Annotated in this window: 22 protein-coding genes; 6 read left to right on the top strand and 16 right to left on the bottom strand. The window is 58.7% G+C overall.

Features of this window, described 5'->3' with window-relative positions; translation table 11 throughout:
• Positions 1 to 10 precede the first annotated feature (10 nt).
• Positions 11 to 1,027 (bottom strand): ABC transporter substrate-binding protein, encoded by a 1,017-nt coding sequence (locus HEP89_RS27655; protein ID WP_075281827.1) that lies wholly within the window; start codon positions 1,025 to 1,027, stop codon positions 11 to 13.
• A 227-nt stretch (positions 1,028 to 1,254) separates the two neighbouring features.
• Here HEP89_RS27655 and HEP89_RS27650 point away from each other — a divergent pair, with 227 nt between their 5' ends.
• Both HEP89_RS27650 and HEP89_RS27645 read left to right on the top strand, forming a co-directional pair.
• The gene (locus HEP89_RS27650; protein ID WP_286201083.1) at positions 1,255 to 2,523 is read left to right on the top strand and encodes a sensor histidine kinase; all 1,269 of its coding nucleotides are present in this window, start codon (positions 1,255 to 1,257) and stop codon (positions 2,521 to 2,523) included.
• Positions 2,520 to 3,263 (top strand): response regulator transcription factor, encoded by a 744-nt coding sequence (locus HEP89_RS27645; protein ID WP_055660733.1) that lies wholly within the window; start codon positions 2,520 to 2,522, stop codon positions 3,261 to 3,263. Before HEP89_RS27650 ends, HEP89_RS27645 begins: the two co-directional genes overlap by 4 nt.
• Positions 3,264 to 3,306: 43 nt before the next feature.
• On the opposite strand, the gene HEP89_RS27640 is transcribed toward HEP89_RS27645, so the two are convergent.
• Positions 3,307 to 3,789, bottom strand: coding sequence for a GNAT family N-acetyltransferase (locus HEP89_RS27640; RefSeq protein ID WP_168693597.1), 483 nt, complete (start codon positions 3,787 to 3,789; stop codon positions 3,307 to 3,309).
• Positions 3,790 to 4,079: 290 nt separating this feature from the next.
• The gene (locus HEP89_RS27635; protein WP_168693596.1) at positions 4,080 to 5,012 is read right to left on the bottom strand and encodes a LysR family transcriptional regulator; all 933 of its coding nucleotides are present in this window, start codon (positions 5,010 to 5,012) and stop codon (positions 4,080 to 4,082) included.
• An 85-nt stretch (positions 5,013 to 5,097) separates the two neighbouring features.
• Here HEP89_RS27635 and HEP89_RS27630 point away from each other — a divergent pair, with 85 nt between their 5' ends.
• On the top strand, positions 5,098 to 6,012 hold the full coding sequence (locus HEP89_RS27630; RefSeq protein WP_168693595.1) for a PhzF family phenazine biosynthesis protein: 915 nt from the start codon (positions 5,098 to 5,100) through the stop codon (positions 6,010 to 6,012).
• A gap of 68 nt (positions 6,013 to 6,080) precedes the next feature.
• On the opposite strand, the gene HEP89_RS27625 is transcribed toward HEP89_RS27630, so the two are convergent.
• The 3 genes from HEP89_RS27625 to HEP89_RS27615 all read right to left on the bottom strand — a co-directional run bounded on the left by HEP89_RS27625 (position 6,081) and on the right by HEP89_RS27615 (position 8,967).
• Positions 6,081 to 7,259 (bottom strand): PAS domain-containing protein, encoded by a 1,179-nt coding sequence (locus HEP89_RS27625; RefSeq protein WP_081713180.1) that lies wholly within the window; start codon positions 7,257 to 7,259, stop codon positions 6,081 to 6,083.
• 163 nt (positions 7,260 to 7,422) lie between these two features.
• Positions 7,423 to 7,764: a GNAT family N-acetyltransferase gene (locus HEP89_RS27620; RefSeq protein WP_168693594.1), complete on the bottom strand. Its 342-nt coding sequence runs from the start codon at positions 7,762 to 7,764 to the stop codon at positions 7,423 to 7,425.
• Positions 7,765 to 8,589: 825 nt separating this feature from the next.
• Positions 8,590 to 8,967 carry a metalloregulator ArsR/SmtB family transcription factor gene (locus tag HEP89_RS27615; RefSeq protein ID WP_168693593.1) on the bottom strand — a complete coding sequence of 126 codons (378 nt, stop codon included), beginning with the start codon at positions 8,965 to 8,967 and terminating at the stop codon, positions 8,590 to 8,592.
• A 49-nt stretch (positions 8,968 to 9,016) separates the two neighbouring features.
• On the opposite strand from HEP89_RS27615, the gene HEP89_RS27610 reads away from it, so the two are divergent.
• Positions 9,017 to 9,463 (top strand): SRPBCC family protein, encoded by a 447-nt coding sequence (locus HEP89_RS27610; protein WP_075281832.1) that lies wholly within the window; start codon positions 9,017 to 9,019, stop codon positions 9,461 to 9,463.
• A gap of 27 nt (positions 9,464 to 9,490) precedes the next feature.
• Entirely contained in the window at positions 9,491 to 9,823 is a 333-nt protein-coding gene (locus tag HEP89_RS27605) for a VOC family protein (RefSeq protein WP_023001524.1), read from the top strand.
• Between the two features lie 74 nt (positions 9,824 to 9,897).
• Here the strand turns inward: HEP89_RS27605 and HEP89_RS27600 are convergent, their stop codons facing one another.
• Positions 9,898 to 10,644, bottom strand: a complete 747-nt coding sequence (locus HEP89_RS27600) for a LytTR family DNA-binding domain-containing protein (protein WP_168693592.1) — start codon at positions 10,642 to 10,644, stop codon at positions 9,898 to 9,900.
• Positions 10,632 to 11,774: a histidine kinase gene (locus HEP89_RS27595; RefSeq protein ID WP_168693591.1), complete on the bottom strand. Its 1,143-nt coding sequence runs from the start codon at positions 11,772 to 11,774 to the stop codon at positions 10,632 to 10,634. The genes HEP89_RS27600 and HEP89_RS27595 overlap by 13 nt, the downstream gene beginning before the upstream one ends.
• A gap of 204 nt (positions 11,775 to 11,978) precedes the next feature.
• Between HEP89_RS27595 and HEP89_RS27590 the strand changes: the two genes are divergently transcribed.
• Complete coding sequence (locus tag HEP89_RS27590) at positions 11,979 to 18,695, top strand: autotransporter outer membrane beta-barrel domain-containing protein (RefSeq protein WP_168693590.1); 6,717 nt, start codon at positions 11,979 to 11,981, stop codon at positions 18,693 to 18,695.
• 38 nt (positions 18,696 to 18,733) lie between these two features.
• Here the strand turns inward: HEP89_RS27590 and HEP89_RS27585 are convergent, their stop codons facing one another.
• From HEP89_RS27585 to HEP89_RS27550, 8 genes are all read right to left on the bottom strand, one after another.
• Positions 18,734 to 19,153, bottom strand: a complete 420-nt coding sequence (locus HEP89_RS27585) for a MarR family transcriptional regulator (protein WP_031269552.1) — start codon at positions 19,151 to 19,153, stop codon at positions 18,734 to 18,736.
• An 81-nt stretch (positions 19,154 to 19,234) separates the two neighbouring features.
• Positions 19,235 to 19,723 carry a nucleoside deaminase gene (locus tag HEP89_RS27580; protein ID WP_353622320.1) on the bottom strand — a complete coding sequence of 163 codons (489 nt, stop codon included), beginning with the start codon at positions 19,721 to 19,723 and terminating at the stop codon, positions 19,235 to 19,237.
• The gene (locus tag HEP89_RS27575) at positions 19,723 to 20,094 is read right to left on the bottom strand and encodes a multidrug efflux SMR transporter (RefSeq protein WP_055660707.1); all 372 of its coding nucleotides are present in this window, start codon (positions 20,092 to 20,094) and stop codon (positions 19,723 to 19,725) included. Before HEP89_RS27575 ends, HEP89_RS27580 begins: the two co-directional genes overlap by 1 nt.
• 59 nt (positions 20,095 to 20,153) lie before the next feature.
• Entirely contained in the window at positions 20,154 to 20,474 is a 321-nt protein-coding gene (locus HEP89_RS27570) for a multidrug efflux SMR transporter (RefSeq protein WP_152507773.1), read from the bottom strand.
• A gap of 64 nt (positions 20,475 to 20,538) precedes the next feature.
• Positions 20,539 to 21,156 (bottom strand): DsbA family protein, encoded by a 618-nt coding sequence (locus HEP89_RS27565; protein WP_168693588.1) that lies wholly within the window; start codon positions 21,154 to 21,156, stop codon positions 20,539 to 20,541.
• A gap of 580 nt (positions 21,157 to 21,736) precedes the next feature.
• Positions 21,737 to 22,813: a sn-glycerol-3-phosphate ABC transporter ATP-binding protein UgpC gene (gene ugpC, locus HEP89_RS27560; protein ID WP_168693587.1), complete on the bottom strand. Its 1,077-nt coding sequence runs from the start codon at positions 22,811 to 22,813 to the stop codon at positions 21,737 to 21,739.
• On the bottom strand, positions 22,810 to 23,625 hold the full coding sequence (locus HEP89_RS27555; protein ID WP_075281839.1) for a carbohydrate ABC transporter permease: 816 nt from the start codon (positions 23,623 to 23,625) through the stop codon (positions 22,810 to 22,812). The genes ugpC and HEP89_RS27555 overlap by 4 nt, the downstream gene beginning before the upstream one ends.
• Positions 23,626 to 23,636: 11 nt before the next feature.
• Positions 23,637 to 24,539: a sugar ABC transporter permease gene (locus HEP89_RS27550; protein ID WP_023001537.1), complete on the bottom strand. Its 903-nt coding sequence runs from the start codon at positions 24,537 to 24,539 to the stop codon at positions 23,637 to 23,639.
• Positions 24,540 to 24,559 lie beyond the last annotated feature (20 nt).

Here is a 24,559-nt window from a genome sequence, read left to right as displayed (position 1 = left end):
CGTCTCTCCCTTAGTTGGCAGCTGCAATGACGGACTTGGCGTCTTCCTGACTGTATTCGACGTTCGCCACCGAACCGGCAGGTGTTGCGGCAAGCGTCTCGTCAAGCGTTTCCTGGGTGACTTTCAGGAAAGGGACCGTGAGATCCTTGGGCACTTCGGCACCATCTAGCACCTGCTGGGCGACCCAGAAGGCAAGCGTGCCAACACCCGGGGCGATGGAAAGAGACAGGGTCTCGTAGCCGTTTTCGTCACGCGCTTCGGCCCACCATTTCATTTCGTCCTGGCGGTTGCCCATCACGATGATCGGCATATCGCGGCCGGCCGCCTTGATCGCCTGCGCTGCCCCGTAGCCATCGCCGCCCTGGGTCACGACCCCGACGATCTCCGGCAAGCTCGGCAAGACGCCTGCAACTGCCTTCTGGGCAACGTCCTGCGCCCAGTCGCCGTGGACCGACCCGACTATCTTGAACTTCGGGAATTCCGTCACGCCCTGCTCGATACCTGCGTGGATTTCATCGTCCACGAAAACCCCGGCCAGACCGCGTATTTCAAGAAGGTTGCCGCCATCCGGAAGGCGTCCGGCGAGATACTCGACCTGCTGACGGCCCATTTCCTTGAAATCGACCGCAATGCGCCATGCGCAGGGCTCGGTGACGATACCGTCGAACGAGACGACCGTGATGCCGGCGTCGCAGGCTTCCTTGATCGCGCCGTTGAGGGCGGTTGGCGAAGCTGCGTTGACCACAATCGCGTCGTAGCCCTGCAGGATCATGTTCTGAATCTGGGCGGCCTGTTCGGTTGCCTGGTTTTCGGACGTGGTGAATGCATCGGCCGAGGCGACCAAGCCGTCTTCAACAGCCTTGTCACCGACCTTTGCCCAGCTTTCAAGCATGGCCTGACGCCAGGAATTGCCGGCATAATTGTTGGAAAGGGCAATACGTTTATCTGCGGTATCCGCTACAGCGTGACCCGGCAGGGTGACCGCAACAAGTGCGACCGCCCCCAAGAGCTTGGCTTTGGTGTTCATGTTTCCTCCCTGACGCCAGCAGGCGTCTTTGATAACGGGACACAGTTCTCCCAACGCATCCCGCACTCAGATTGCTGACGTTAAGGAAATGCGTAAAGCGGAAGAAACGCATCACGGTTGCGGGTTCCCGCAACCGTGATGCACTGAAGCGCCCAACAGATGGGTTGCCGACGCAAGCCCTGTACCGCACACTGGTATGCAATAAACGGGAGGAGCTTGTTGTTGCCATGCGACAGGAAGCCAATGAAAACCAGGAGGTGTCAGAGCCGACGGCTCTCGTCTCTCTCTTGCGCATTTCCAGTCATCTGGCCGGCCAGGTCGAAATCCGGGCCGCCCTGAGATCGGTGAAGGCCGAGATCGAGAACCTGCTTCCGATCGATCACCTCGACGTCTGCCTGGTGGACGACAAGGTTACCTGGAACACCAGTTACGAAGTCGGGATAAAGACGCGCTGGAGCCTGTCACGCACGCCTGTCGCCATCTCGCCCGTTCGCAGCATTCTGCTCGGCGAGACGGATTACATGCTCACCGGCAACGCCATGGAAGACGAGCGCTACACCTATGAGGGTGCGCTGGCCCAACCGATCATCAAGCACAAGCTGCGCAGCCGGGTGAATGTCGCCATGAAGGTGCTTGGCCGCACCATCGGCGCGCTGAACTGTTCCTCCTGCGCAGCGGACATCTATGACGAGGCAACAGTTGTACGCGTCAGGCAGATTGCCGATGTGCTTGCCCCCTATTTCTATTCCCTGCGTGCCAATGAAAAGGCCAAGCGCGCAGCCGTCGTCCGCGCGGAAGCCCAGGCTCGCGAAGAAGGCCTGCGGCAAGGCGCACTGGAACTGACCCGGGTTCTGGAACAGGAACGCCAGCGCATCGGCATGGATCTGCATGACCAGACCCTTGCCGATCTGACCCGGATCATGCGCGATGTCGAGAAGATGGATACGGCCTCCGACAAAGCCCGGGTGATCGGCAGCATACAGCACTGCATCGGCGACCTTCGCCGGATCATCGATACTGCCGTACCAACGATCCTGGACCTGTTCGGCTTTGCACACGCCTTGCGAATTCATCTGGAGCGCGCGGTGGAGGACGTTTCGTCCACCTTCCTTGAAGCTGCGGACGAGACGGACGGATTGATCGATACCCTGGATCCCACCATCCGGATTGCCCTGTTTCGCATTGCCCAGGAAGCCATCAACAATGCCGCTCGCCACTCCGGAGCCGACCAGATAAGTGTCTCCGTGAAGCGTGTGAAATCCGGCCTGCAAATGACAATCAGGGACAATGGCAAAGGGCTTCCCGGTTCCCGTCTCGGCCGGCACACCAGCAAGGCAACAGGAGGCATTGCCCATATGCGCACACGGGCAAGGTTGATTGCCGCGGACTTCGGCATGTCGAGCAAGGAAGGCACGACCATCACGGTGAAATTGCCGATGACCTGCGCCCCGTGCCAGGAAACCGCACCACACACGGGTGAGGAAGAGCTGGCATGAAGGTGCTTCTGGTAGAAGACGATCAATTCCATGCCGGGTATCTGAGCGAGGCCCTTCAGCTGGCCTTGCCGGATGTAGAGGATATCCTCCACGCGACCAACGGCCTGGAGGGCGAGCAGTTGGCACGCAGGCATTCCATCCAGTCGGTGGTGATGGATCTTCAGATGAAGGAACGCAACGGCATCGACGCTGCCCGGACGATCTGGCGCGAACGCCCCCAGACCCGCATCCTGTTCTGGTCAAACTATTCGGACGAGGCTTACCTGCGCGGCATTGCCCGGATCGTGCCCCAGGAAACCTCCTACGGATATGTTCTGAAGACGGCAACACAGGAGCGGCTTCACCTGGCGCTGCGCGGTGTTTTTCTGGAATCCCAGATCGTGGTGGACCAGGAAATCCACCGGGTTCAGCAGCGCCACATCCGGACGCACGACACGCTTACGGACAGCGAATATGCCGTTCTCCTGGACATGGCTCTCGGCCTGTCGGACAAGGTCATTGCCGTTCGGCAGGGACTGTCGCTTCGCACCGTCCAGAACCGCCTGCTCTCGCTTTATGACAAGCTGGGCGTGGACAATCTCGAAACGGTACCTGCCGATTTTGCGATCAACAAACGGACACGTGCCATTACACGCGCCTTGAACCTGCGTGCCATAAACGCCGAAAGCCTGGAAAGCGCCGAGCGCGACCTGCAGAAGTGGCTGGACAGCCATACCGAGCAGATCGAAAAGGCCCGTTGACGCTTCGGCCCGATTGCCACAAACGACCCGGAATCCAGATCCGTCAAAGACGCTTCTCGACACTGTAATTATGTATGTCGACATCGCCGATCTTCAGGTCGCGACGATGCAGACGTTCAAAGCCCTGCTTCAAAAATACCGGCAGTGCCGTCTCGCTTGCCTCCGAATAAAGGCGGCCCAGACCCCGTTGCCTCGCCGCGCCTTCAAGCGCCCTGATCAGGCTTGAACCAACACCACGGCCAGCCGCACCGGGATCAACATAGAGGAACTGGATATGACCATCCTCTTCGAGGTCGGAAAATCCGATAACCCGCGCTTCGTGATCTACCGCCACAAGCGCGAGCCTTCCATCCCCATAGGCGGTTTCCATGATTTCACCCGTCGGTGCAATGGAGAGCCAGGCAGACCGCTGGACTTCCGAGTAGTCGGCCCTGGCAATCTGATCGACCGCACCTCGATAGATGGCGGCAAGGGCATCACCGTCGCCCGGCGCAAATGCCCTGATCTGGTAGGTGTTGTCAGTCATGGGTCCAGTGGATCTTTCGAGGTTGGCGGAAGGCGTCAATCAGCGAGCGAAAAACGTTATGGCCATTGCATAAAGCAGCAGGCCATCCGTTTGATCGATCAGCCACGAGCAGTCAACAAAGCGGCCTTCGCCACTGCAATCATGTTCTGGATAATTTAGCCCTGCATTTCCTGACCTCGTCGAACCTCGATTACCTCGGCCTTTCCAGCCAGCACAAGCTTGACCTTATGATCCAGTGGCTGAAGGCTCCTGGTGACACTTGAAAGGCCGCGTACGGAACCAATGACTGTTCATGGCTGGACGGCAAGCAGCCTTCGGTTCTGGTCGCGTGCGATCTCGATTTCGGTGCCGATCCAGGCCAGCAGATCGCGATATCCTTCTGTGTCTGCATAGGCAGCCGTCGTCACCAGCCAGTATTTTGCCTTCGAGGCGATCGGTTTGCCGACGACTTCCAGAAACCCTGCCTCGATGTCGTTTTCGATCAGTAGTGTCCTGCCGAGCGCTACACCCATGCCACTGATGGCGGCCTGGATCGCGAGGTCGGCTCTTGCAAAGGAAGCCGCTGGTCTTGAAGGTGGCTCGAGCCAGTTGCAGCCCTTGAAATAGTCGGTCCAGCTGAAGCCCGTTCCGTCTGTCCCGCCGGACCTGTCTGCAAGCAGAGCCGGTGCCCCCCTGCCGGGAACCATTTGCCCCTTCAACAAGCCGGGCCGCGCAACGGGCACAAGTTGCGCAGTCATGAGCGCTTCGGCGTGGAACCCCGGATAAGGGCCGGTCCCGTAGCGGATCGCCGCCTGGGCCTCACCGGCGTGAAGGTCGACAAGCCTGTCTTCCACATCGACCACAAGATCAAGGCCGGCCTCCTGCGCGCGCTGCAGCGCCGGAACGATCCATTTCATGGCAACAGAGGACGACACGGACAGACGTATGGTCCTGGACGTCTTCACATCCACTATCCGCGACAATGCACTGCCCCAGATCTCTCGACAGCGCTGCGCGGCATCACAAACGATCCGTCCCGCTTCCGTCGGAACGATGCGCCGGGTCGTTCGCTCGAAAAGCCGAATTCCGAGCGCGGCCTCCAGAGACTTGATGCGATGGCTGACCGCCGACTGCTCCAGCCCGACCGCGACGGCTGCCCGGGAGAAGTTCCCTTCTTCTGCAATAGCGTGCAGCAGCTGTGCGTTCAGCAAAAGACGGTTTTGCAGTTCGTCTCGCTCATTCATGAAATTGACTCATGTATTCAGGCGTTGAACGATCAATAAGACGACATCATTCTTGTGTCCAGTTAATGATTGAGAGGTGCACGGAATGAGTGAAACGAAAGAAATTGTCGCCCGCATCGTGAACGGGTTCGTTACGCGCCGGAACGGTTCGGAAGCCTTTGGCGGAAATCCGGCCGGCGTCATCCTCGATGCCGATGGCTTGTCAGAAGCGGACATGTTGACCGTTGCGGGAAAGATCGGACTCTCAGAGACAGCCTTCGTGTCGAAATCAGCGAAAGAAGGGTTCAAGCTGGACTTCTTCACGCCAAACAGGCGGATAGCCCATTGTGGCCATGCAACGATAGCGACCTTCAGCTACATGGCAGAACTGGGCCGGGTTCGGGAGGGTGTCACTTCAAAGGAAACCGTCGATGGTCCGCGCAAGGTCGTCATCAAGAACGGCGCGGCATACATGGAACAGCTTGCCCCGACTTATGAACGGAGCCCAGCCTGGGCCGAGCGCGGTGTCAGCGAAGCCGACGTGCTGGCTTCGCTCGGTCTGAAGGCAGACCAGCTGGATGAACGCCTGCGCCCTGTCCTCGTGAACACGGGCAACAGTTTCGTCGTCGTCGCTGTGCGCGATGCAGAAGTCCTGAAGCAGCTCGTGCCAGACCAGTCGAGGATCAACGACATCAGCAACAAGCTGGACCTGATCGGCTACTACGTTTTCACGACCGATCGAAATGCCACGCAGGCCGATGCCACCACCCGCATGTTCGCACCGCGCTATGCAATTGACGAGGAATCCGCCACTGGCATGGCGGCTGGCCCCCTCGCCTGTGTGCTGCACGACCTGCTTCACGAAAGGAAATCGCGGTTCGTCATTGAACAGGGCCACTTCATGACCCCGGCTTCCCCCAGTGTCATTACCGTGGATCTTGACCTTGAAGATGGCAGGATTACCGGCCTGATGGCGGGTGGTTATGGATCCGTCATGGAGGAAATGACCGTCACGATCTGACGGCATGAAACTCAAAAGCCTGGAGGTCTGCGTAGGCGGGCCTCCAGAGACATACAGTGATGGCAGGATCAGTTGAAGCTCATGTCCAGCAGGCGCGAAAAGAAATTCTGGGCTTTTTCGTTGCCGGGTTTGTCCTTTTCAAGCCGGACAGGCAGAAATTCGAGCACGATCTGCCGCGAAGACTGTTTGCCGATGAAGCAGGTGCGAATGCGGTAGTGCCTCTTGAGTCCGATGTGACTTTGAACCTGCCACACACGGCCAGCGTCCCAGCCGACCTTGTCTAGAACAAGGGTCAGATCACGAACGTCATTCGCGCTCATGAGCGTGTCGGATAGCCGTTCGGTTCCTATTTGTTTTGCGGACAACCCTAACTCGCCGCGCCCGGCCTTGTTGGCGTATTTGATGCGGCGAGTATCCAGATCGGCAACCAGAATTGGCGTTGGAACCGCATCCAGAACTTCATTGGCAGATATTTCCACTGAATTGGCAGCAAGTTCCCCTGCAAAGATGATACCGCCGTTCGGATCATCGAGCGCCATCGGATGCAGATCGTAAAGAACTTCAACCGGATCGCCTACTGTCTGAGGCAGCTTGAGCGTTCCTTTGGACGCAAGGCGGCTTCGCAACATCTCGGCAAATGAGCCGGCGAGCTTCTTGCCTATGTAATTGGGGATCGTTCTTGCATCGCGGCCGACAACCTGTTTGGCGTTACTTATGCCGAACAGCTTCAGAAACTGGCGATTGGCCGACTGAACCACCCCCTTGTTGTCCGTAATGAGGACAGCACTGGCGTTCGAGATAAAGACGTTGGACAGGTTTTGCAGAATGTCCGGCAATTCCGCGTTGACCGGCGCTTCCGGCGCACACTCCTTCATCAGCCCTATGATCAGAAACGCCGGTTTGCCGGAAATGCGAGAAGCCACCAGATCGTAGGACTTGTGACCGCCATCCGTTTTCATGGTGACACGAGTGGTCTGCGACAGACCGTGTTCCACCGCATTGGAAATCACCTTGAGGAAGCGGGTTCTGTCACGCTGGATGTAGTATTGAAGCGCCCTTTGAATGGACAGCTTTGCGAGGCGATAACCTCTGACAGAGGTCGGATCCGACCTTTGCCAGCACAACTCTTCAGCAACCGGATCGTAAGCCCAGTAGGAAACACCCATCGCAGTCAGGATCGCGCTTGTTTCCGGATTGGGAACCAGCTGACGCATGGACCGAATAAGAATGTTGACTTCTGTAGACATGCTGCGTCTTCGTCATTAGCGCCAACTTGCACTCAAGTATTGAGCACGGCAAAGCTGAAAAAAGCCTGAATCCGCATTTCTAAACCGGGTCTATTTAATCGAAAAAGTTCTGCACTCGTGAAGATTTAATCCAGTACGACCAGGCTGTCAGTTCTACCCCCCTCTACCCATCGTCAAGCTGCAGGACAAAGCGGGTTTTCGACAAACATTCAGCGCCATTTCTTCTGTAGAACTCAGTTGCCTGACAGTTCCAGTCCGGCGTCTGCCATTCAAGCCGAACGCACCCGGCAGAGTGCGCTTCTTCACGCACCTTCAGGAACAGTATCTGGCCGACGCCCCTGCCGCGATATTCCTTCGCAACGAAAAGGCAGTCGAGATGCCCGTAGCGCGCTCCGGACCAGAGCGAATAGTCTGTCGTCAACGCGGCATATCCCGCGATCTGATCTGATTCAGCGACAAGGATCCGAACCGGCGGCTCCTCGACCTGAAGCAGTCGTTCCAACACGCACTTGTCGATAGTGGCTCTCCCGCCCTCATACTGCGCATGATCTCGGATCAACCGGAGAAGTTGCGGGGTATCCTCCAACCGCGCGGTCCGAACCATCATTGCCCAGCTCGCAGCATGCCCACGGCAATTCTGTAAGGGCGTTTGGCAACGAAGGCCTGTTTTGAAACTGGGGGCATTTGAAGTTCCGCGTTCAATGTTGGCCCGCAGATGTGGCGGAAACCCCGTCTGGGAAGCAATCGGGTTCCAGGACTAAATACGTAAAAATCCTGCCATGATTTCCCGCCGCCCGGGGCCACCGGGATGCCCCCTCAAATACTACTTAAGTACTCCCACGAATTGAGAACGTTTCCAATCGCCGGTAAAAAAGCTCCAAGTTTCAAATGCCCCATCGCCCGAAACGAATAAACGCCCCTGGAGCTGCTTGGACAATAAAAACGGTGAGCCAAAAATGTCTTTAAACGTAAGAATTCTTGAGCCATTGGAAACTAGCAGCTGCACAACGCTCGAAGACTTGCAGGAAAAAGGATACTCACTTTCCAGCTATTGCAAGTCATGTAACGATCTTAATTCTCTGGAAATTGATTACTGGATTCAGGCGCTCGGAAGAGCGTTCCCGCTATACCTCATCGATACCAAAATCGAATTGTTCGGAATGGACCAATGCCATCCTGAAACCAGGATTTGCTGTTTGTCTAGAAGCGCGGAAGATACCTGGATGCAAGGCGCGCCCGGCTGCGGATGACTGCCCCGCCGGCAGGACCTCACGCTTGCATGAGAACATCCGCCCCAAACGCTCTGCTCCAAACGCCACTTCCACAATCTTCAGGAATGTGAGGCGTCGTCGCTTTCAGCTTCTGCGGGCACCTCAGTTTCCCCACTCTGTTCAACGCTCTTCTTGAGAGCACCCAGCATATTCGCTGCGTAGGCAGCGTAGGGACCGATCCAGCGCTCGTGAACTGCTTGAATTGGCAGTGCGTCCAGGTGGTTCCACCGTTCCCGCCCACGGCGTTCGACCACCACCAGCCCGGCTTTTTCCAGAACCTTCAGATGCTGCATGACTGTGCAGCGGTCTATCTGCGGCAGCGCCTCGCAAAGGTGGCCTGTGGTTAGCGGCCCCTTTTTCAAAAGGTCAAGCATATGCCTGCGCGCCCTGTGGCCAAGCGCCTTGAAAAGCGCGTCATCCTGATCATCTGTTGACATGTTATATTTTTATAACATAATAGCTCGCAAGGCAACAAGGAACAGGGCCATGGAACTGAAATTCACAGTCGGCGGGAGGATTTCTAAACCCGTCGCGGAGGTGTTTGAGGCTGTCGTCGACCCGGCACAGCTTTCGGAATTCTTCACGACCGGAGGAGCTCGAGGCCGCATCGAAGCGGGTGCGGAGGTGACCTGGGACTTTCATGACTTTCCCGGTGCATTCCCTGTTCTGGTGCAGGAAGTGGTGCCGAACGAAAAAGTCGTTCTGCAGTGGGAGGCAGGAGATGACGCCCGCACCTGGACGACCGTGACCATCACGTTTCAGGAGCTGGAAGACGGGCGCACCTATGTCCGCATCAACGAATTTGGCTGGCCCGGAACCGAAACGGGTCTGAAGTCCTGTCTCGGCAACTGCGAAGGCTGGACGGGTATGCTCTGCGCCATGAAGGTCTGGCTCGAAAACGGCATCAGGCTACGCGACGGATTTTACAAATAGGCAACACGCATCGAAAGGGAATTGGAAATGGAACCGGGCAAGAACATCGCGATCAAGGTGCCGCTGTATCGGTGGGACGAAACCGTAGCCTTCTACCGGGACAAGATCGGATTGAAGGTGACGCGTGAACTGAAGGACAGCACAGGCTTTTCGTTCGGCCCCATGACATTGTGGATCGACCGCGTGCCGCATCAAAGCCAGACGGACGTCTGGATAGAACTGTTCGATGAGGATCCCACGAATGCCCTGGCGGCATTGGGATCTCCCAAACGCGATGAACTGGAGCCGCTGACAGATGTCACCGGCCATTGGACATGCGATCCGGCAGGAACCGTCATATTGCTTCGGAAAGGTTCCTGAGTTGCTTGGCGTTCCTTGTCGGACGTTCCAGGATTGGCAACAGCGACCAGAGCCAGGAGGCCAATCGCCGGTTTTCAGCCTCCGCTCAGCTGCAAAATGGAGCGCAATCTCTTTGATGCAGGGCGCCCAATCTCAACGACATTGCTCCCATTAGAGAAATGAATGCTGCTGCGTCCGCTAGCGTGCCAATTGACGCGCTGGATCTGTGCGCAGTTCACGATAGTGGAACGATCCAGCCGGTGAAAAGGCGGTGCTGGAAGCCTGGTTTCGAAAACGCGCAGGAGGCCATTGGCGAGGTGTTGCTGACCGTTTTCCAGATAGACGCGGGTATAGTCCCCTTCGGCCCGCAGAAAGGCAACTGCATCGTGGGACACCAGGATCGACGCTGAACTGGTCTTGAATTGAAGACGACCCTGCGCTGTGACCAAGGTTGGGGACACATTGTTATCCGGAGTGGACGGGACCGGCGGCAGTCTTTCTCGCAGACGACCAATCGCTGTTTCCAGCCGCTCCGGCTTGACCGGTTTCACAAGGAAATCGAGTGCGGCAACATCAAAGGCGTCGATCGCGTATAGATCGTATGCACTGACGACGATCACGAAGGTTTCGGGCGGCAGGTCCGTTGCAAGGTCAAGCCCCTTGCCGTTGGTCAGTTCCACATCAAGGAAAACCGCATCCGGGCGGACCTCATGCATCACTTGCCGGGCAGACTCGAGGTCCCCCGCTTCACCAGTCACAGCAATGTCGGGAAATTCGGCAAGCATTCGCCTGAGGCCGCGCCTGGCGGAAGGTTCGTCGTCAACCAGAACTACACGGAGCATGCCGGACCTTTCAGCAAGATGCGTGCAACGACCATGCCTTGCCCCTCACGCAGGCTGAACTCGTGCATTTCCGGATAGTAGAGCTGCAGGCGTTTTCTGAGGTTGGCATGACCGATCGATTTCCGTGTCGGGTCCGTTTCCGAAATCTTCCCTGAGTTAGTGACCGAAACCTCGACCTCATCCTTGCCGAGACGGCTGACAGAAACGTGAATGTCGATACGGTTCGACTGATGCTTCAACCCGTGCTTGACCGCATTTTCCACGAGCCCCTGCAGAATCATGTGGGGAACGATCATGTCCCTGACGGTTTCATCGACGCTGACGGTGCATTGTAGCTTGTCTTCAAACCGGATTTCCTGGATGCGCAGATAGGCGTTCATCGCCTCCACCTCTTCCGACAGCGGACAGAGGTCCCGGCGCTGTTGGTTCAGGCAATAGCGCAGGTAACCTGCAATTTCCCTCACCATTTCAAGCGCGGTGTCGGGTCGCTCGTGAATTTCCGAAGCGACGGAATTGAGCGCATTGAACAGGAAGTGAGGCGCCAGTTGCAGCCGCAGCTGTTCCAGTTCGGAACGCATGGCCTCCGCAAGCGCCTCGCTGCGCCGCAACCGCGCGATCCGCGCCTCGTAATCGGACCTCAGGCAAAAATAGGCCAGCATCCAGCCCAGCAGAACCGAAGTGTAATAAACGACCGGCGTCAGAGGCGTGTTGAAGGGCAGAGCTTCAGGAAAAAGCAGATCGCGCAGAAACCAGGCTAAATACATCTGCAAGGTGCCGCACGCGAGCGAAAACGCTGCCGCCCCCAGGAACACCGGAATCGTGATCAGCCGCTGGACGTTCCGGAGAACATAGTGATGGGCAGCGCTCGTCAGCAGAAAGCCGACCAAGTCCATCGAAAGGGTCAACGTGAACGCAAGCCGGAAGTCGGAGAACGTCACCACCCGGGCGAAAAAGCCATAAACGGCTATGAACAACCAGCCGCCGATCTGAAGTTTCCAGAAGAGATGCTCGGTCTCTGGCTGCAGGCGCTCCTCGTGATGAGACTTACTGACGGCGTGCACGCGGACGTCTTCTTCTGGAGTGGAGACAGTCCTGCGTGTCGTCGCCGGAACGGCTTCATCTGAAAGCATGTTACAAGCAATCTCGTACTGGAAAGGTAACTTTCAATATAGGACCGCTCCTGCGGCACGGCCCACAATTTCATCGATGATTTCAGCTGGTTCATCGAATTTGCAGTGAAACCCGCTGCCCTGCAACCATAGTTATTCCTGACGAGGAAGAGCAAAAAGTTCCGTCTCAAAACTTTTTAAGCCAATTGTTTCAGGGATAAGAAAATGGGCCTCGGCCTTACAACCGAAGGAAAAGACCAGGTCTCCCGTCCTTCGGTCAGAAAAAACATTCGCGTGAAATCGCTGCTGTTGTCCACCGCATCCGTTGCGAGCCTGTGCCTTTCATCCCCCGCCCTGGCGGATTCCCTGTGTGACGATTCCGGCGACCCGTGGGTTTGCACCTTCAATACCGGCACGGATGTCACCGACGTCAATCTGACTGCAACGGGTGCATCCGCTGGCGCCCAGGCCCCTGGCATCACGATCCAGAATTACGGCCAGCAGAATATGGTTATCCCGACCAGCAAGGGCATCTATGCAAACTGGTATGTCGAGTCCAGAGGGTCGGCAGGCGAGGACTCCGGCGCAGCCGGAGCTGGCGGAACAGTTACAATCGTCAATCAGTCAAATATCGATATCAGCGTGTCGGAAGTCAGCCAATTTGCAATGGGCATCTTCGCCCAATCCAGCGGCGGCGAAGGCGATCAATCCAACGGAGATAACAATTCGAACGGCGGCGCAGGCGGCAACGGTGGCTCGGTGCAGGTTACCAACAACGGCCTTGCAAGCTATACCGCCATTGGTTACGCCAATTTCGGATTTGCTATTTTCGTTGCCGAAAGCAACGGCGGAACAGGAGGCAACCAGAACAACAGCGTCCTGTCCGACCAATATGGCGGCAAGGGCGGTGACGGCGGCAGCGTGACCGTCAACAACACCGCCCCGAGCAGCTTCACCGTCGGTTCGAGCAGCAACCGTTTTCAGGGGCTTGGAGAAGGCGGCGGATTCATCGCCAGATCCTTTGGCGGCAGAGGCGGCGATAACAACGGCAATGCCGGTGCTGGTGGAACAGTCACGATCAACAACGCCATGAACGGCGACATCTACTGGGATGTCACCACGGCCGGGGGCGACGGCCTGTTCGTTCTCTATGGGTTAAGCGAAGGCGGCGCCGGGACCGCCTCGACTGACAACAGCGACGACGGCGGCGATGGCGGCAACGGCGGCAACGTCTCGATCACCAACTCAGCCAGGCTCGTCCTCGATGTTACCGGCGGCAGCTACGAACCGAGCGCAGCAATCGGCGCAAAAAGCCTCGGCGGCAAGGGTGGCACCGGCCCCACCAAGGATCATAGCGGCGGCGATGGCGGTACGGCAGGATCCGTGTCGGTATCTCTTCAAGACGGAAAATCCATCGAGACAAGTGGCGCTAATGTGTACGGCGTGCTGGCACAGAGTATCGGCGGTGAAGGCGGAGACGGCGGCGACGGCACGGCTCTCGCCGGCACCGGTGGCGGCGGCGGTTTCGGCGGCGATGCCGGCGCGGTTTCCGTCACTGTCTCAGGCGATACCAGTATTGAGACAAGCGGCGCTTTTTCCGCAGCCATCGCGCTGCACTCCATCGGCGGCGGCGGCGGAACGGGGAGCGATTTTCAGAGTGTTCTCGGCGGTCAGAGCGGCAACGGCGGCAATGGCGGCGATGCCGGAAACGTAACCCTTTCGCTTGGCAATGCGACAGTCTCAACGGCAGCAGACCATGCCTTCGGTGTCGTCGCGCAGTCGATCGCAGGAAGTGGCGGAACCGGCGGGATCGATGCCTCAACCCTGGTTGGACTGGGCGGCGATGGCGCCGGTGGAGGCGCAGCCGGTACCGTAACGGTCAACACAAGCGCGGACATCACGACCAACGGCTTCAACTCGCTCGGCATCATCGCCCAGTCCATTGGCGGTGGCGGCGGAGCCGCGGGATCTTCCAGCGGGTTTGTCAGCGTTGGCGGCAGCGCTGCCGGATCGACAACGTCCAACGGAAGTTACGTCGGCGTTTCGAACACGCAGAAGGTCACGACCAAAGGCGACTCCTCTACCGGAATCCTTGCGCAATCGATTGGCGGTGGCGGTGGCTCGGGTGGCGATGCCACCGGCACTGTCGGCGTAGGCGGCCAGGGCTCAGCGGGCGGAAAGGGCGGAACGGTCGCCATTCCGAACATCGGAACCATCGTCACCTCCGGCGGCTATTCTCCTGGAGCCATCTTCCAGTCTGTTGGCGGCGGTGGCGGCAACGGCGGCAGCGTGCAAACCCTGTCGACCATCGCCTCCATCGGCGTCGGCGGTTCCGCCGACCTCGGTGGTGACGGCGGCGAGGTCTGCGTCGACAACACCGGCGGATGCGTTTACTCCGACCTTCCCTCACTTCTGGCTGCCACAAGCAACGGCAACGCGCACATCACCACAACCGGCGTATTCGCACCTGGGCTGATCGCCCAGTCCATCGGCGGCGGCGGCGGCAACGGCGGCAGCGTCAAGAATTTCAGCGTCCTTTCGTTCCTCGCGTTCCAGATGGGTGGCAGCGGCGGCGATGGCGGTGACGGGGGAACCGTTTCCCTGACCCAGAACCAGTTTTACGCCGCGACTTCCAGCGCACAGTCAACAGCTGTCCTCGCACAGTCCATCGGTGGTGGTGGGGGCACGGGTGGCAGCGCCAATTACTTTGACGCGACCATCGGCTTCAACGCAGCCTTTGTCCTCGGCGGCAGCGGCGGCGACGGAGGCGACGGGGACGACGTCACAATCGATCTTTCAAGCGGCACCATCGCCACCGGACTTTCCGCGTCTTCCACCTCCAAATACGCCCCCAACAATGCCACCGGCATTCTGGCCCAGTCCATCGGTGGTGGTGGCGGCAATGGCGGCTCGACATCCGCCGGCGATTTTCTGGTTGCCGCTCCAACCGGCACCGGCGTTCCCCTCGCCTTCAACTACTTGGCAACCGTTGGCGGCAACGGTGGCAATGCGGGAGCCGGCGGCGACGTGACCGTCACCTATGACCAACCCTCCAGGCTCACGACAATCGGCGATGCCTCTCACGGTATCCTGGCCCAATCGGTTGGCGGCGGCGGCGGCAACGGCGGCGATGCCTCCGCGCTGACAGCCACGCTTGGCGACAAGGACACTGTGGAATCCACCGCTACCGTTGCTCTGGGGGGCGGCACCGGCAATGCTCTGAGCGATTTCAATTCGGATTATGCGTTCACGACATCCGGTGGCGGCAATGGCGGGGAAGTCAACGTAACTCTGGGAACCTACGGCTCGTCTTCCAATTCAGGCAGCACCACCGCAACGAAACTCACGAGTCTGGCCCCGGAAAGCACGCTTTTCACCTTCGGCGACGGTGCCCATGGCGTTCTGGCCCAATCGATTGGCGGAGGCGGCGGTAACGGCGGCCTGGGCAACAGCAACGCCTATTCGCAAGGCGGTATCGCGTCGCTGGAAGCGAAGATTTCCCTGGGTGGCCAGGGTGGTTCGGGCGGTGACGGCTCCTCCGTCGAGATCCATAACTTTGCCGGCTACACGGTCCAGACGCAGGGATCGGGTTCCAAGGGTCTGGTCGGGCAGTCCATCGGTGGCGGTGGCGGCAATTCGCAGGGTGGCACCGTCTACCTTGGCGTTGGCGCCAGCAGCGTCTCCGGCAGCATGTCTCTGGGTGTTGGAGCCATTGGCGGCAGCGGCGGCAACGGCGGTACCATCTACGCCGAACAATACGGCCGCATCGAAACCTTCGGCGGCGACTCGGACGGCGTCGTGCTGCAATCCATCGGCGGCGGCGGCGGCATCGGCGGATCGCTCGGCAATGACGCGTCGTCTCACAAGGTTCTTGACGCCATTGGGGCCTTGAAGAAACAGATCAAGCGCCTGTCGGATGCGGGAGCTTCCTATTCGTTCACGGTCGATGTCGGTGGTGGCGGCGGGTCTGGCGGTGACGGCAATCAGGTCAAATATTACCATGATGGCCAGATCATCACGCAAGGTGCCTGGGCGGACGGGGTCGTGCTGCAATCCATTGGCGGCGGCGGCGGTCAGGGCGGCTCGTCCACCGCCAGCGGCAGCGAAGTCAGTGCCTCCATCGAACTTGCCGTCGGCGGCAGGGGCGGCTCCGGCGGAGACGGCGGTGAAGTCGCCATCTGGCTGGCGGACGGTGACAACAATTTCATCAATACGGCAGGCTTTGCAGCCACCGGCATGACGATGCAATCCATCGGTGGCGGTGGCGGCCAGGGTGGCGATGGTTCTGACAACCAGACCGGCACGCTGGCGATCGGCGGGGATGGCGGCGGCACAGGCGGCGCGGGCGGCGATGGCGGCGAGGTCCTCACCTACGACACCAGCGCGGTAACCATCACGACAAGCGGCAATGATGCCACCGCCCTGGTCGCCCAGTCCATCGGCGGCGGCGGCGGCACCGGCGGGGTCGGCAGCAGCGCAGAGACAACCCGCGTCGACGGCAGTGAGCTGAGCGTCTCTGTTGGCGGTTCTGGCGGTGTGGCCGGCAATGGCGGCACAATCGATCTGACGATGGACACGTCGATTGCCACCTACGGCAACCGCTCTCATGGCGTTCTGCTCCAGTCCATCGGCGGCGGCGGTGGTTATGGCGTCACCGGTAGCGTAGAAGGTGGGCTTGATCTGGCAATCGGCGGCACGGGCGGTGCGGCAGGCAACGGTGACGCGGTGACGTTCCAGCTAACCGGAGGCGCGGGCATCCAGACCCGCGGCGACGGCGCTTTCGGCCTGGTGGCACAATCCATCGGTGGTGGCGGTGGATTGGCGGGCGATGCGACCGGCGGTTCCATGACCAACGCCACCGCGAACCTGACCTCCGGCGGCGCCAGCGGCAATGGCGGCCAGATCACACTGGATATCGACGCGCCGATCACCGTCACGGGTGACGAGTCCATCGGTATTATCGCTCAGTCCATCGGCGGCGGCGGCGGTATATCCGGAACCGGCACCGGCGGCGTCGCTGGCCTCATGTCAACAGACAGCACGGGAACCGCGGGCGCTATCGATCTGGAAATCGCAAGTCAGGTCTATGCCTCCGGATCGCGTTCGTCGGGTGTCTTTGCGCAAAGCCAGGGCGCTGACGGCAACGGCACAATCGGGATCACGGTTGACGGACAAGGCAACGTCCAGGGGGGCACGGATACGGATGCCGCGGCCATCAGGGTCTCCAACGGGCTCAACAACACGCTGGTTCTGAACGACAATGCCATTGTCCAGTCAGGCGCATCTCGCAACGGCACCGACGACACCGGCTCCTATGCGGTCTGGTATTCCGGAACGGGCACGACGGCTGACGGGGCAATCCTCAATGTAACCGTCAACGACACTGCGTCTCTTTACGGGGATGTCGTCCTGACCAATGCCGACGGCGGCAGCGCCGGTACAGTCACCAACAACTCACCCAACACCCTTGCTGACGGCTATCTGTACGATGCAAATGTGGTCAACAACGGCCGCTTTGTTTTGGGCCGCGCACGCGACCCCGGCAAGACAGTGATTACCGGCAATTTCACGCAGAACGCACAAGGATTTCTGGTCGCGGACATCGACCTGAACAATTTCGATTCCGATTGGCTGGAAGTGCGCGGCGACGCGACGCTTGCAGGCACACTCGGCCTCAAGACCATCAGCCTTCTTCCGGACAGGAAGACGAAAGTTCTGTCGGTCGGCGGATCTGTTACAGGCACCCTCACCCCGCAGGACTCTCTCATCTTCGATTACCTGTTCAGTCCGGAAGGCTCCGACTATTATTTCCAGGTAACCGGCGCCGACTTTACCCCCAACGGCAAGGTGAAACTAAACCGGGATCAGAAGGCCGTTGCGGAAAACCTGCAGAATATCTGGGATCGCGGCGGCAACAACATCTTCGGAACACTGTTCGGGGCCATTGCCGACGAGGTCGACAATCAATCCGGAAGCTATGCAGACACCCTGAACCAGCTTCTGCCGCGCACCGGGCTTGCTGCCGTCGTCGAACAGACCTTCGAAATGCTGTCCTTCGGCGACAGCCTGATGAGTTGTCCTGTCTTCGAAGGCGATGGCGCCGGCATAACCGAAGGCTCCTGTGGCTGGGCACGCGCAACCGGCGGAACGGGCCACCGCTCAGCCATCGGCAATTCACCGAGCTATAACGCTAACGCGCTGACCTACCAGTTGGGAGGACAACGGGAAATAGCGCCCGGCTGGTTCATCGGTGGCGCTGCTGCCTTTCAGCAAACATGGATTTCACAGGCCTCCGGAACCGTGAAAGGAGACGGCAAGGCGGGGTATCTCGGGGCAAGCCTGAAGCGGGAGATAGGGGCCTGGACCCTTTCGGCCGCTGCCGCTGGCAGTTACGGAGCCACCAGGTTCGACCGTAACCTGTCGATCTCCGATCTTTCCGAGACGATCTCCAGCTCTCCCGATGTGCTGGCTGGCTCCGTCAGAGCACGGATCGCACGCACCTTCGCGGCAACCAACGTCTACGTTAAACCTTATGTCGACTTCGACGCTATCTACTCCCGGGTCGGCGACTACCGGGAAAGCGGTGATTACGGACTTGAATTCGACTCCACCGGCCACTGGAATTTTGCCGCAACACCTTCTATCGAGATTGGAAGCCGCCTGCGCTACAAGGACGGCAAGGACCTGCGTGTATATGGAAAACTCGGTGTGTCGTTCCTGTCCAGTGACCAATGGGAAACAGATGCACGCTTCACCAACCGCGCCGGGGGAACCGGGTCGTTCAAGACGTCTCTCGAACATGAGGATCTGTTTGCCTCGATCGGGGCTGGCCTTCAGCTCACATCCATTGAAGGGGTCGATCTGCGCCTGGAATACAATGGCCGGTTCTCCGAAAATCTGGCCACCAACAGCGGCTCTCTCAGGCTCAGCATTCCGTTTTAAGTTTGGCGTTGGTCGGCAACGTAACCGCATATGGCCAATCAGACCACGTCTTCCGCATTTCCAAATCGTGCAAGGAGCAACTCGGCCCCGCCGTGTTCCTTGAGGGCATTTTCCAGTGCGTTCTCGTAATCCGGTTGCGCGGTTTCAAAATGTGCACGTCCCTTGTCGGTGAGAACGGTGTAGACACCGCGCTTGTCGTCCGGACAAAGATCACGAACCGTGAAGCCACCCCGCTCCAGACGCTCGACCATGCGTGATACGGAACTCTGGTTCAGCTGCAGATGGGCGGCCAGTTCCTGCATTCGCAATTCGGAGGTGGGCGATTTGGAGAGGATCTCGAGGGCGCGATAATCCGACAGACCAAGGCCATGCCGGTCTTGCAGGACTTTTGCGAGGTCTGCTTCGACATTGGCGACCGCGTGGATCAGCCTGAGCCACGAACCACTGCTATTGGACATGATCTATCTGGACCTTCGAGTGTTCTGCGCTTGCGTTGAACATTTGTATGCTCATGCAAGCGCAGAAACAAGTAACTGCCATTAGTCGGAAATGCGGCTTTTCGCGGCAAAGTTCTGGAAAGGCCGCATAGCTTTGGGCACGGCCAGCTTGGCCACGCGAGGCGACTGCCAGGCCAACGGATCACTGGCAAACAGCCCATAGGAACCTCGATAATCAAAGCCGTGCCTTGCCACTTCATCACGATCGGCGGCAAAGAATACCTGCGAGATACCTGCATAAAGCGCGCTCATGTAACACATCGCGCAAGGTTCGCCTGAAGCAAGCAGAATGGCCCCATGCAGATGTGGAGTTTTTAGCGTGCGGCAAGCGTCGCGGATCGCGTCGACTTCCGCATGCGCGGTCGGATCATGATGATCCCGAACGCGGTTGACACCGCGCCCGATTATTGTGCCATTTCCGTCAACGACAAGAGCGGTGAAGGGAATGCCGCCTTTGTGGACATGATCCACGGAGAAGGCCACGGCCTCCTCCATGAGCTGGTCAAGGCGTTCTGAACGATCCGTCCCCATCAGGCTGTCGCCGCAAGCTTCGGGCTGTCGGCCAGCTTCAGCCAGACGACACCTGCGATAATGACACCCAGCCAGACTGCCTGGATCAGCGTCAACGGCTGGTCGAGCAAGAAGCTGCCGAAGACGGCAGCCCCGACCGAGCCGATCCCTGCCCAGACCGCATAGCCGATCCCCACGTCGATGGTTCGCAGCGCGGCACTGAGGAAGTAAAGCGTGAGCAGGAAGAAAACGACGGCAGCAATCGACCAGCTCGGAATAGTGAATGCCTGACTGCCGCCGACGCTGAGCGCATAGCCGATTTCGAACGCGCTGGCGAGCATCAGCATGCCCCATGCACCGCCATTGCCTTGGGTTTTCTGTAGCGTATCCATGATTTGCTGTTCCTTTTGATCAGAAGAGAATTGGAGGAGATACTTCGTGTTTCAGTTGCTCAGGCAGCACCACTCAGGCGCAGGCCGACAACGCCGCCGATGACGAAGGCGATGCCGAGGCCTTTCTTCCAGTTGAGCTGCTGACCAAAGAACAGCGCCCCCAGGACGACGATCCCGACACCTGAGACGGAGGTCCAGATTGCGTACCCGACACCTACATCGAAAGTGAGGAGTGCAAGGCTCAAGAAGAAGGTGGCGATAGCGCCGCTCACGAGGGTTGCGACGGTCCACCCGAACCGTGTGAACCCTTTTGCATTTCCGGCACTTATTGCGACCGCGATCTCAAAGATCACGGCGATTCCGAGATAAACCCAGCTCATTGCATATTCCTTTTGTAGATTGAGAGTGTGTGAAGGCGGATGCCTTTCGACTTGGCCGCGTCGATTAACGGGAGCGGCCGCTATTGCCGGGGGCGCTATCCAACCGGTCGATTGCCTGAAGCAACTCGTCCAGCGGGGGCACTTCCCGGAAAATCTGATCACCGACCACGATCGTGGGAACCGACGTGATCGCCATGTCTTCGCGGGCGTGGCGCAGTGCTTCACGGTGACGTTCGCGATAGGCCCCGGTTTCGAGAGCCTGCCGGGCTTCATCCGGGTCGATCCCCGCTTCCGCAGCCAATGCGACAAGAACCTCGGGATCGCCGATGTCGCGATCCTCCTGGAAGAAGGCGCGCAATATCCGCATCGAATACGGATGATCCAGTCCCCTATCCTGCGCCAGGGCCAGCAGCTCGAAAGCCTTGTTGGTGCGTGGCTGAGGCGAAATCGACGGCAGCTTGATTGGCACCTGAAGGCTTTCCGCAAGCGGATAAACCGACCGGTTCCAGATCGTCGGAAGGTAAGGATCTTCGGGCTTCAGCGTCGGCACCGGGTCGGGCCGCAATTCATGAGCCCGCCAGGATATCGGGATCTTCCTGTCACCGATCGCCGTCGTCACGACCTGTTCAGCGAGCAGGCAAAAGGGGCAGACGTAGTCGGTGTAAACTGTAACGGCACTCATCAAGTTGGCTCTCATTTTATTTGTATGTGCATGCAATATAGTTAGAGCCTCGCCATCGTCAATATATTTGCATGCGCATGCATGTTTATTTTTGCCTTACGAGTGAAAAGGTCTCTTCTTGTTGCCGCTGCCAAAACCTCAAGGAGCGACCGTGCGGCACTGCCAACAGGCGATGGTGAGACTGGCAACCCTTGAGAGGTTTCGCAGTCGCGGCGGTTCGCCTAACGTTGTTACAAAGGGATTTTGCTCAAAGGCTCAATCCGCGGGGCAAACAGCGCAACGGAAATGCCCGCAAGGCCAGAGCCCTGCGGCGGCGCCATCCCTCATTGGGAGCGCAAAAGGAATGGAAGAGCAATTTAGCCGGGTCATTAACGCTGCAACACTTCAGGTCAATGGGTGGCCCTGAAGTAGCACCGATCGAACGTTTTATTTAAGTGATATAATTTCTATCAGAATGATCTGTTTAAATGATCATTTTCCCAGCCGCCGCAACATCGATTTTCACGACGGTCGCCAGCGGACAGGAGCCCCTTTGCCAGGAGTTTCCGATCCGCAGACACTCATTTGGACGGCTGGGATATCACGCGTGCAGGAGGGCGTTGCCGGTTTCCCTGTCGAACAGGTGGATGTGTTCCGGTTTGATCGAAACGGAGACCGACCGAACGCCATCTTCGACACGAACCGGAGCAGTAATCAGGAGCCCGGGATCCGTGTCGGTGAGCACGTAGGAGACTGCCCCCGTTCTCTCAACGAGCGATACCGGAAGCGTCATTTCATTTCCGGAGTCCCCCTGCCCCACCATCAGGTGTTCCGGCCGCAGTCCGACCGTTACCTTTTGACCGGGCAGTTGCAGTCCTTCAAATGCGACCACCGGTGTCCCGGGAAGAGCAAGACCAACACTCTTGCCCCCCTCCGCTACGACGCCATCGACAAAATTCATCGCCGGGGAGCCGATAAAGCCCGCAACGAACTTGTTCACTGGCCTGTCGTAAAGGTCGAGTGGCGCGCCTTTCTGTTCAATTACCCCGCTTCGCATGACCACCACCTGATCGGCCATTGTCATCGCCTCGATCTGGTCGTGGGTCACATAGACGGACGTCGCACCGAGGCGATTGTGCAGTTGCCGGATTTCGGAGCGCATGTGCACCCGGAGCGCCGCATCCAGATTGGAAAGCGGTTCGTCGAACAGGAACGCCTTCGGGTTGCGGATGATGGCCCGGCCCATGGCAACGCGCTGGCGCTGCCCACCGGAGAGTTGCCGCGGATATCTGTCGAGAAGTTCGCCCAACCCGGTCACGCGGGCAATTTCCTCCACCGCCTTTTCGATTTCGGACTTGGGGCGTCTCCGAAGCCGCATGGAATAGGTCAGATTCTGGCGAACGGTCATGTGCGGATAAAGGGCATAGGACTGGAACACCATCGCCAGGTCCCGCTCGCGTGGAGCCTTATCATTTACCGCATCCCCCGCGATCCGCATCGTGCCGCTGGTGATTTTTTCCAGTCCGGCGATGGTGCGCAACAAGGTGGATTTGCCGCATCCCGAAGGCCCGACCAGAGCAACGAATTGTCCCTTGGGGATCTGCAGGCAGACGTCGCGGAGCGCGTGATAGGCACCGTAGTATTTCTGGATGTTTTCCAGCTCGATCTGATAGCTCATTTGAGGGCTCCGGAGGTCAGGCCGCTGACGATCTGGCGTTGCAGCAACACAAATATGATGAGAACCGGCGTCACGTAGATCGCGGAGTAGGTCATCACACCGGACCAGTCGGACGTGTTGGGGCCCATGAAGGATTGCAGACCGACAGTCGCCGGCTGCAGCGCCCGCTGTGTGATCAGGGAGCGCGAATAGACATATTCCCCGAAGGACTGCAGGAAGATGAGCACCGACGTCACCAGAATGCCGTTTCTTGCAAGCGGGACGATGATGGACAGGAAGGCACCGATCCGCGAGTTGCCGTCGACCAGCGCGGCTTCTTCCAGTTCCCTTGGAACCTGCAGAAAGGTTGCGCGGCACAGCACGATATAGAGCGGCAGAACCTTCGCCGCCTGCGCCAGTATCACCGATGTTCTTGGCACTTCGTTGAGGCCAACCTGGTTGAAGGCAACGAAAATCGGCGTGATCATCAGGGAAGATGGCAAGACCTGCATCATCAGAACGATGAAGAGCACCACGTCCATCCAGCGGTTGCGGATGCGAGAGAGAACATAGGCACAACCCGTGCCGCAGATGGCGACGATAATCGTCACACCCGAGGCAATCAGAAGCGAGTTCCAGAGGTAGACGTCCATCTTCAGGCGCGTCCAGACTTCGCCAACCATCCATTGCGGATTTTCCGGCCAGAAGGTCGGCGGATTGGCGAAGATTTCCGTGCCGCTTTTCAGGGCCGTGATGTACATCCAGTAAAGCGGGAAGAGGTAAAGGCTCACCAGACAGAGCGCGATCGCGGTCAGGCCATATTTTTTCATCATCGCTCGACGCCTCAAGCTAGCTGTTCGTGGCGCGTGGACCGCACATAGACCGCGGCAACGAAAATCACGAACAGGATCATCAGAACCGAAATCACCGAACCGACGCCAATCTCGTAGTACTGAAACGACAATTGCCAGCTCCAGTACTGGAAGACGTTTGATGCATTCGACGGACCGCCCTGCGTGAGGGCTGCAAACAGGTCGAACTGCTGAAGGGTGAAAATGACACCCAGTGAGATCACCGCTCCGAGCTGGGCGCGCATCATTGGCAAGGTGATGGTGAAAAACCGTTGGATGGCATTCGCACCGTCCATTTCGGCGGCTTCGTAGATATCCTCCGGAATTCCCGCCAGTCCGACGGACAACAGGATCATGTTGAACGGAACACCCAGCCAGATATTGGCGAGGATGACCGAATAAAGGGCCACGTTCGGGTCGGACAGCCAGAAGATACGCTCACCGGTCAGGCCGAGAGACAACAGGACATGGTTGAGAACGCCAAAATCCCCTGCCAGGATCCAGCTCCAGACAGCGCCGACAACAAGAGCCGGCATGATCCAGCCCGCCAGGAACAACCCGCGCAGCCAGGTGCTTCCCGGAAAATTCTGCTGAAAGAACATTGCCAGGGCAAATCCGATGGACAATTGCGCTGCGACCGAGATGCCGACGAATTTCACGGTGTTGAGGAAGATGCCCCAGGCCTCGGGACGTGACAGCACATCAACGTAATTGTCGAGACCGACATAGGGCCTGTCGAAGGATCCGAGTGAAAACAGGTCCACTTCCTGAAACGACATGACGAGGTTGTAAACGAGCGGAAAACCCGAAAACAAAACCAGGTACCCGAGTGCCAGCGTCACGAGGATCGTGTCGAAACCGGCCCCGTCCCGGAACGGTCTGGTAAAGTTGAGCATCCGTCTCCTCCTCCATGGCG

Source organism: Labrenzia sp. 5N, from assembly GCF_012395805.1.
In the GTDB taxonomy this organism is placed as follows: Bacteria; Pseudomonadota; Alphaproteobacteria; order Rhizobiales; family Stappiaceae; genus Roseibium; species Roseibium algicola.
This window is presented reverse-complemented; position numbering and strand designations above follow the sequence as displayed.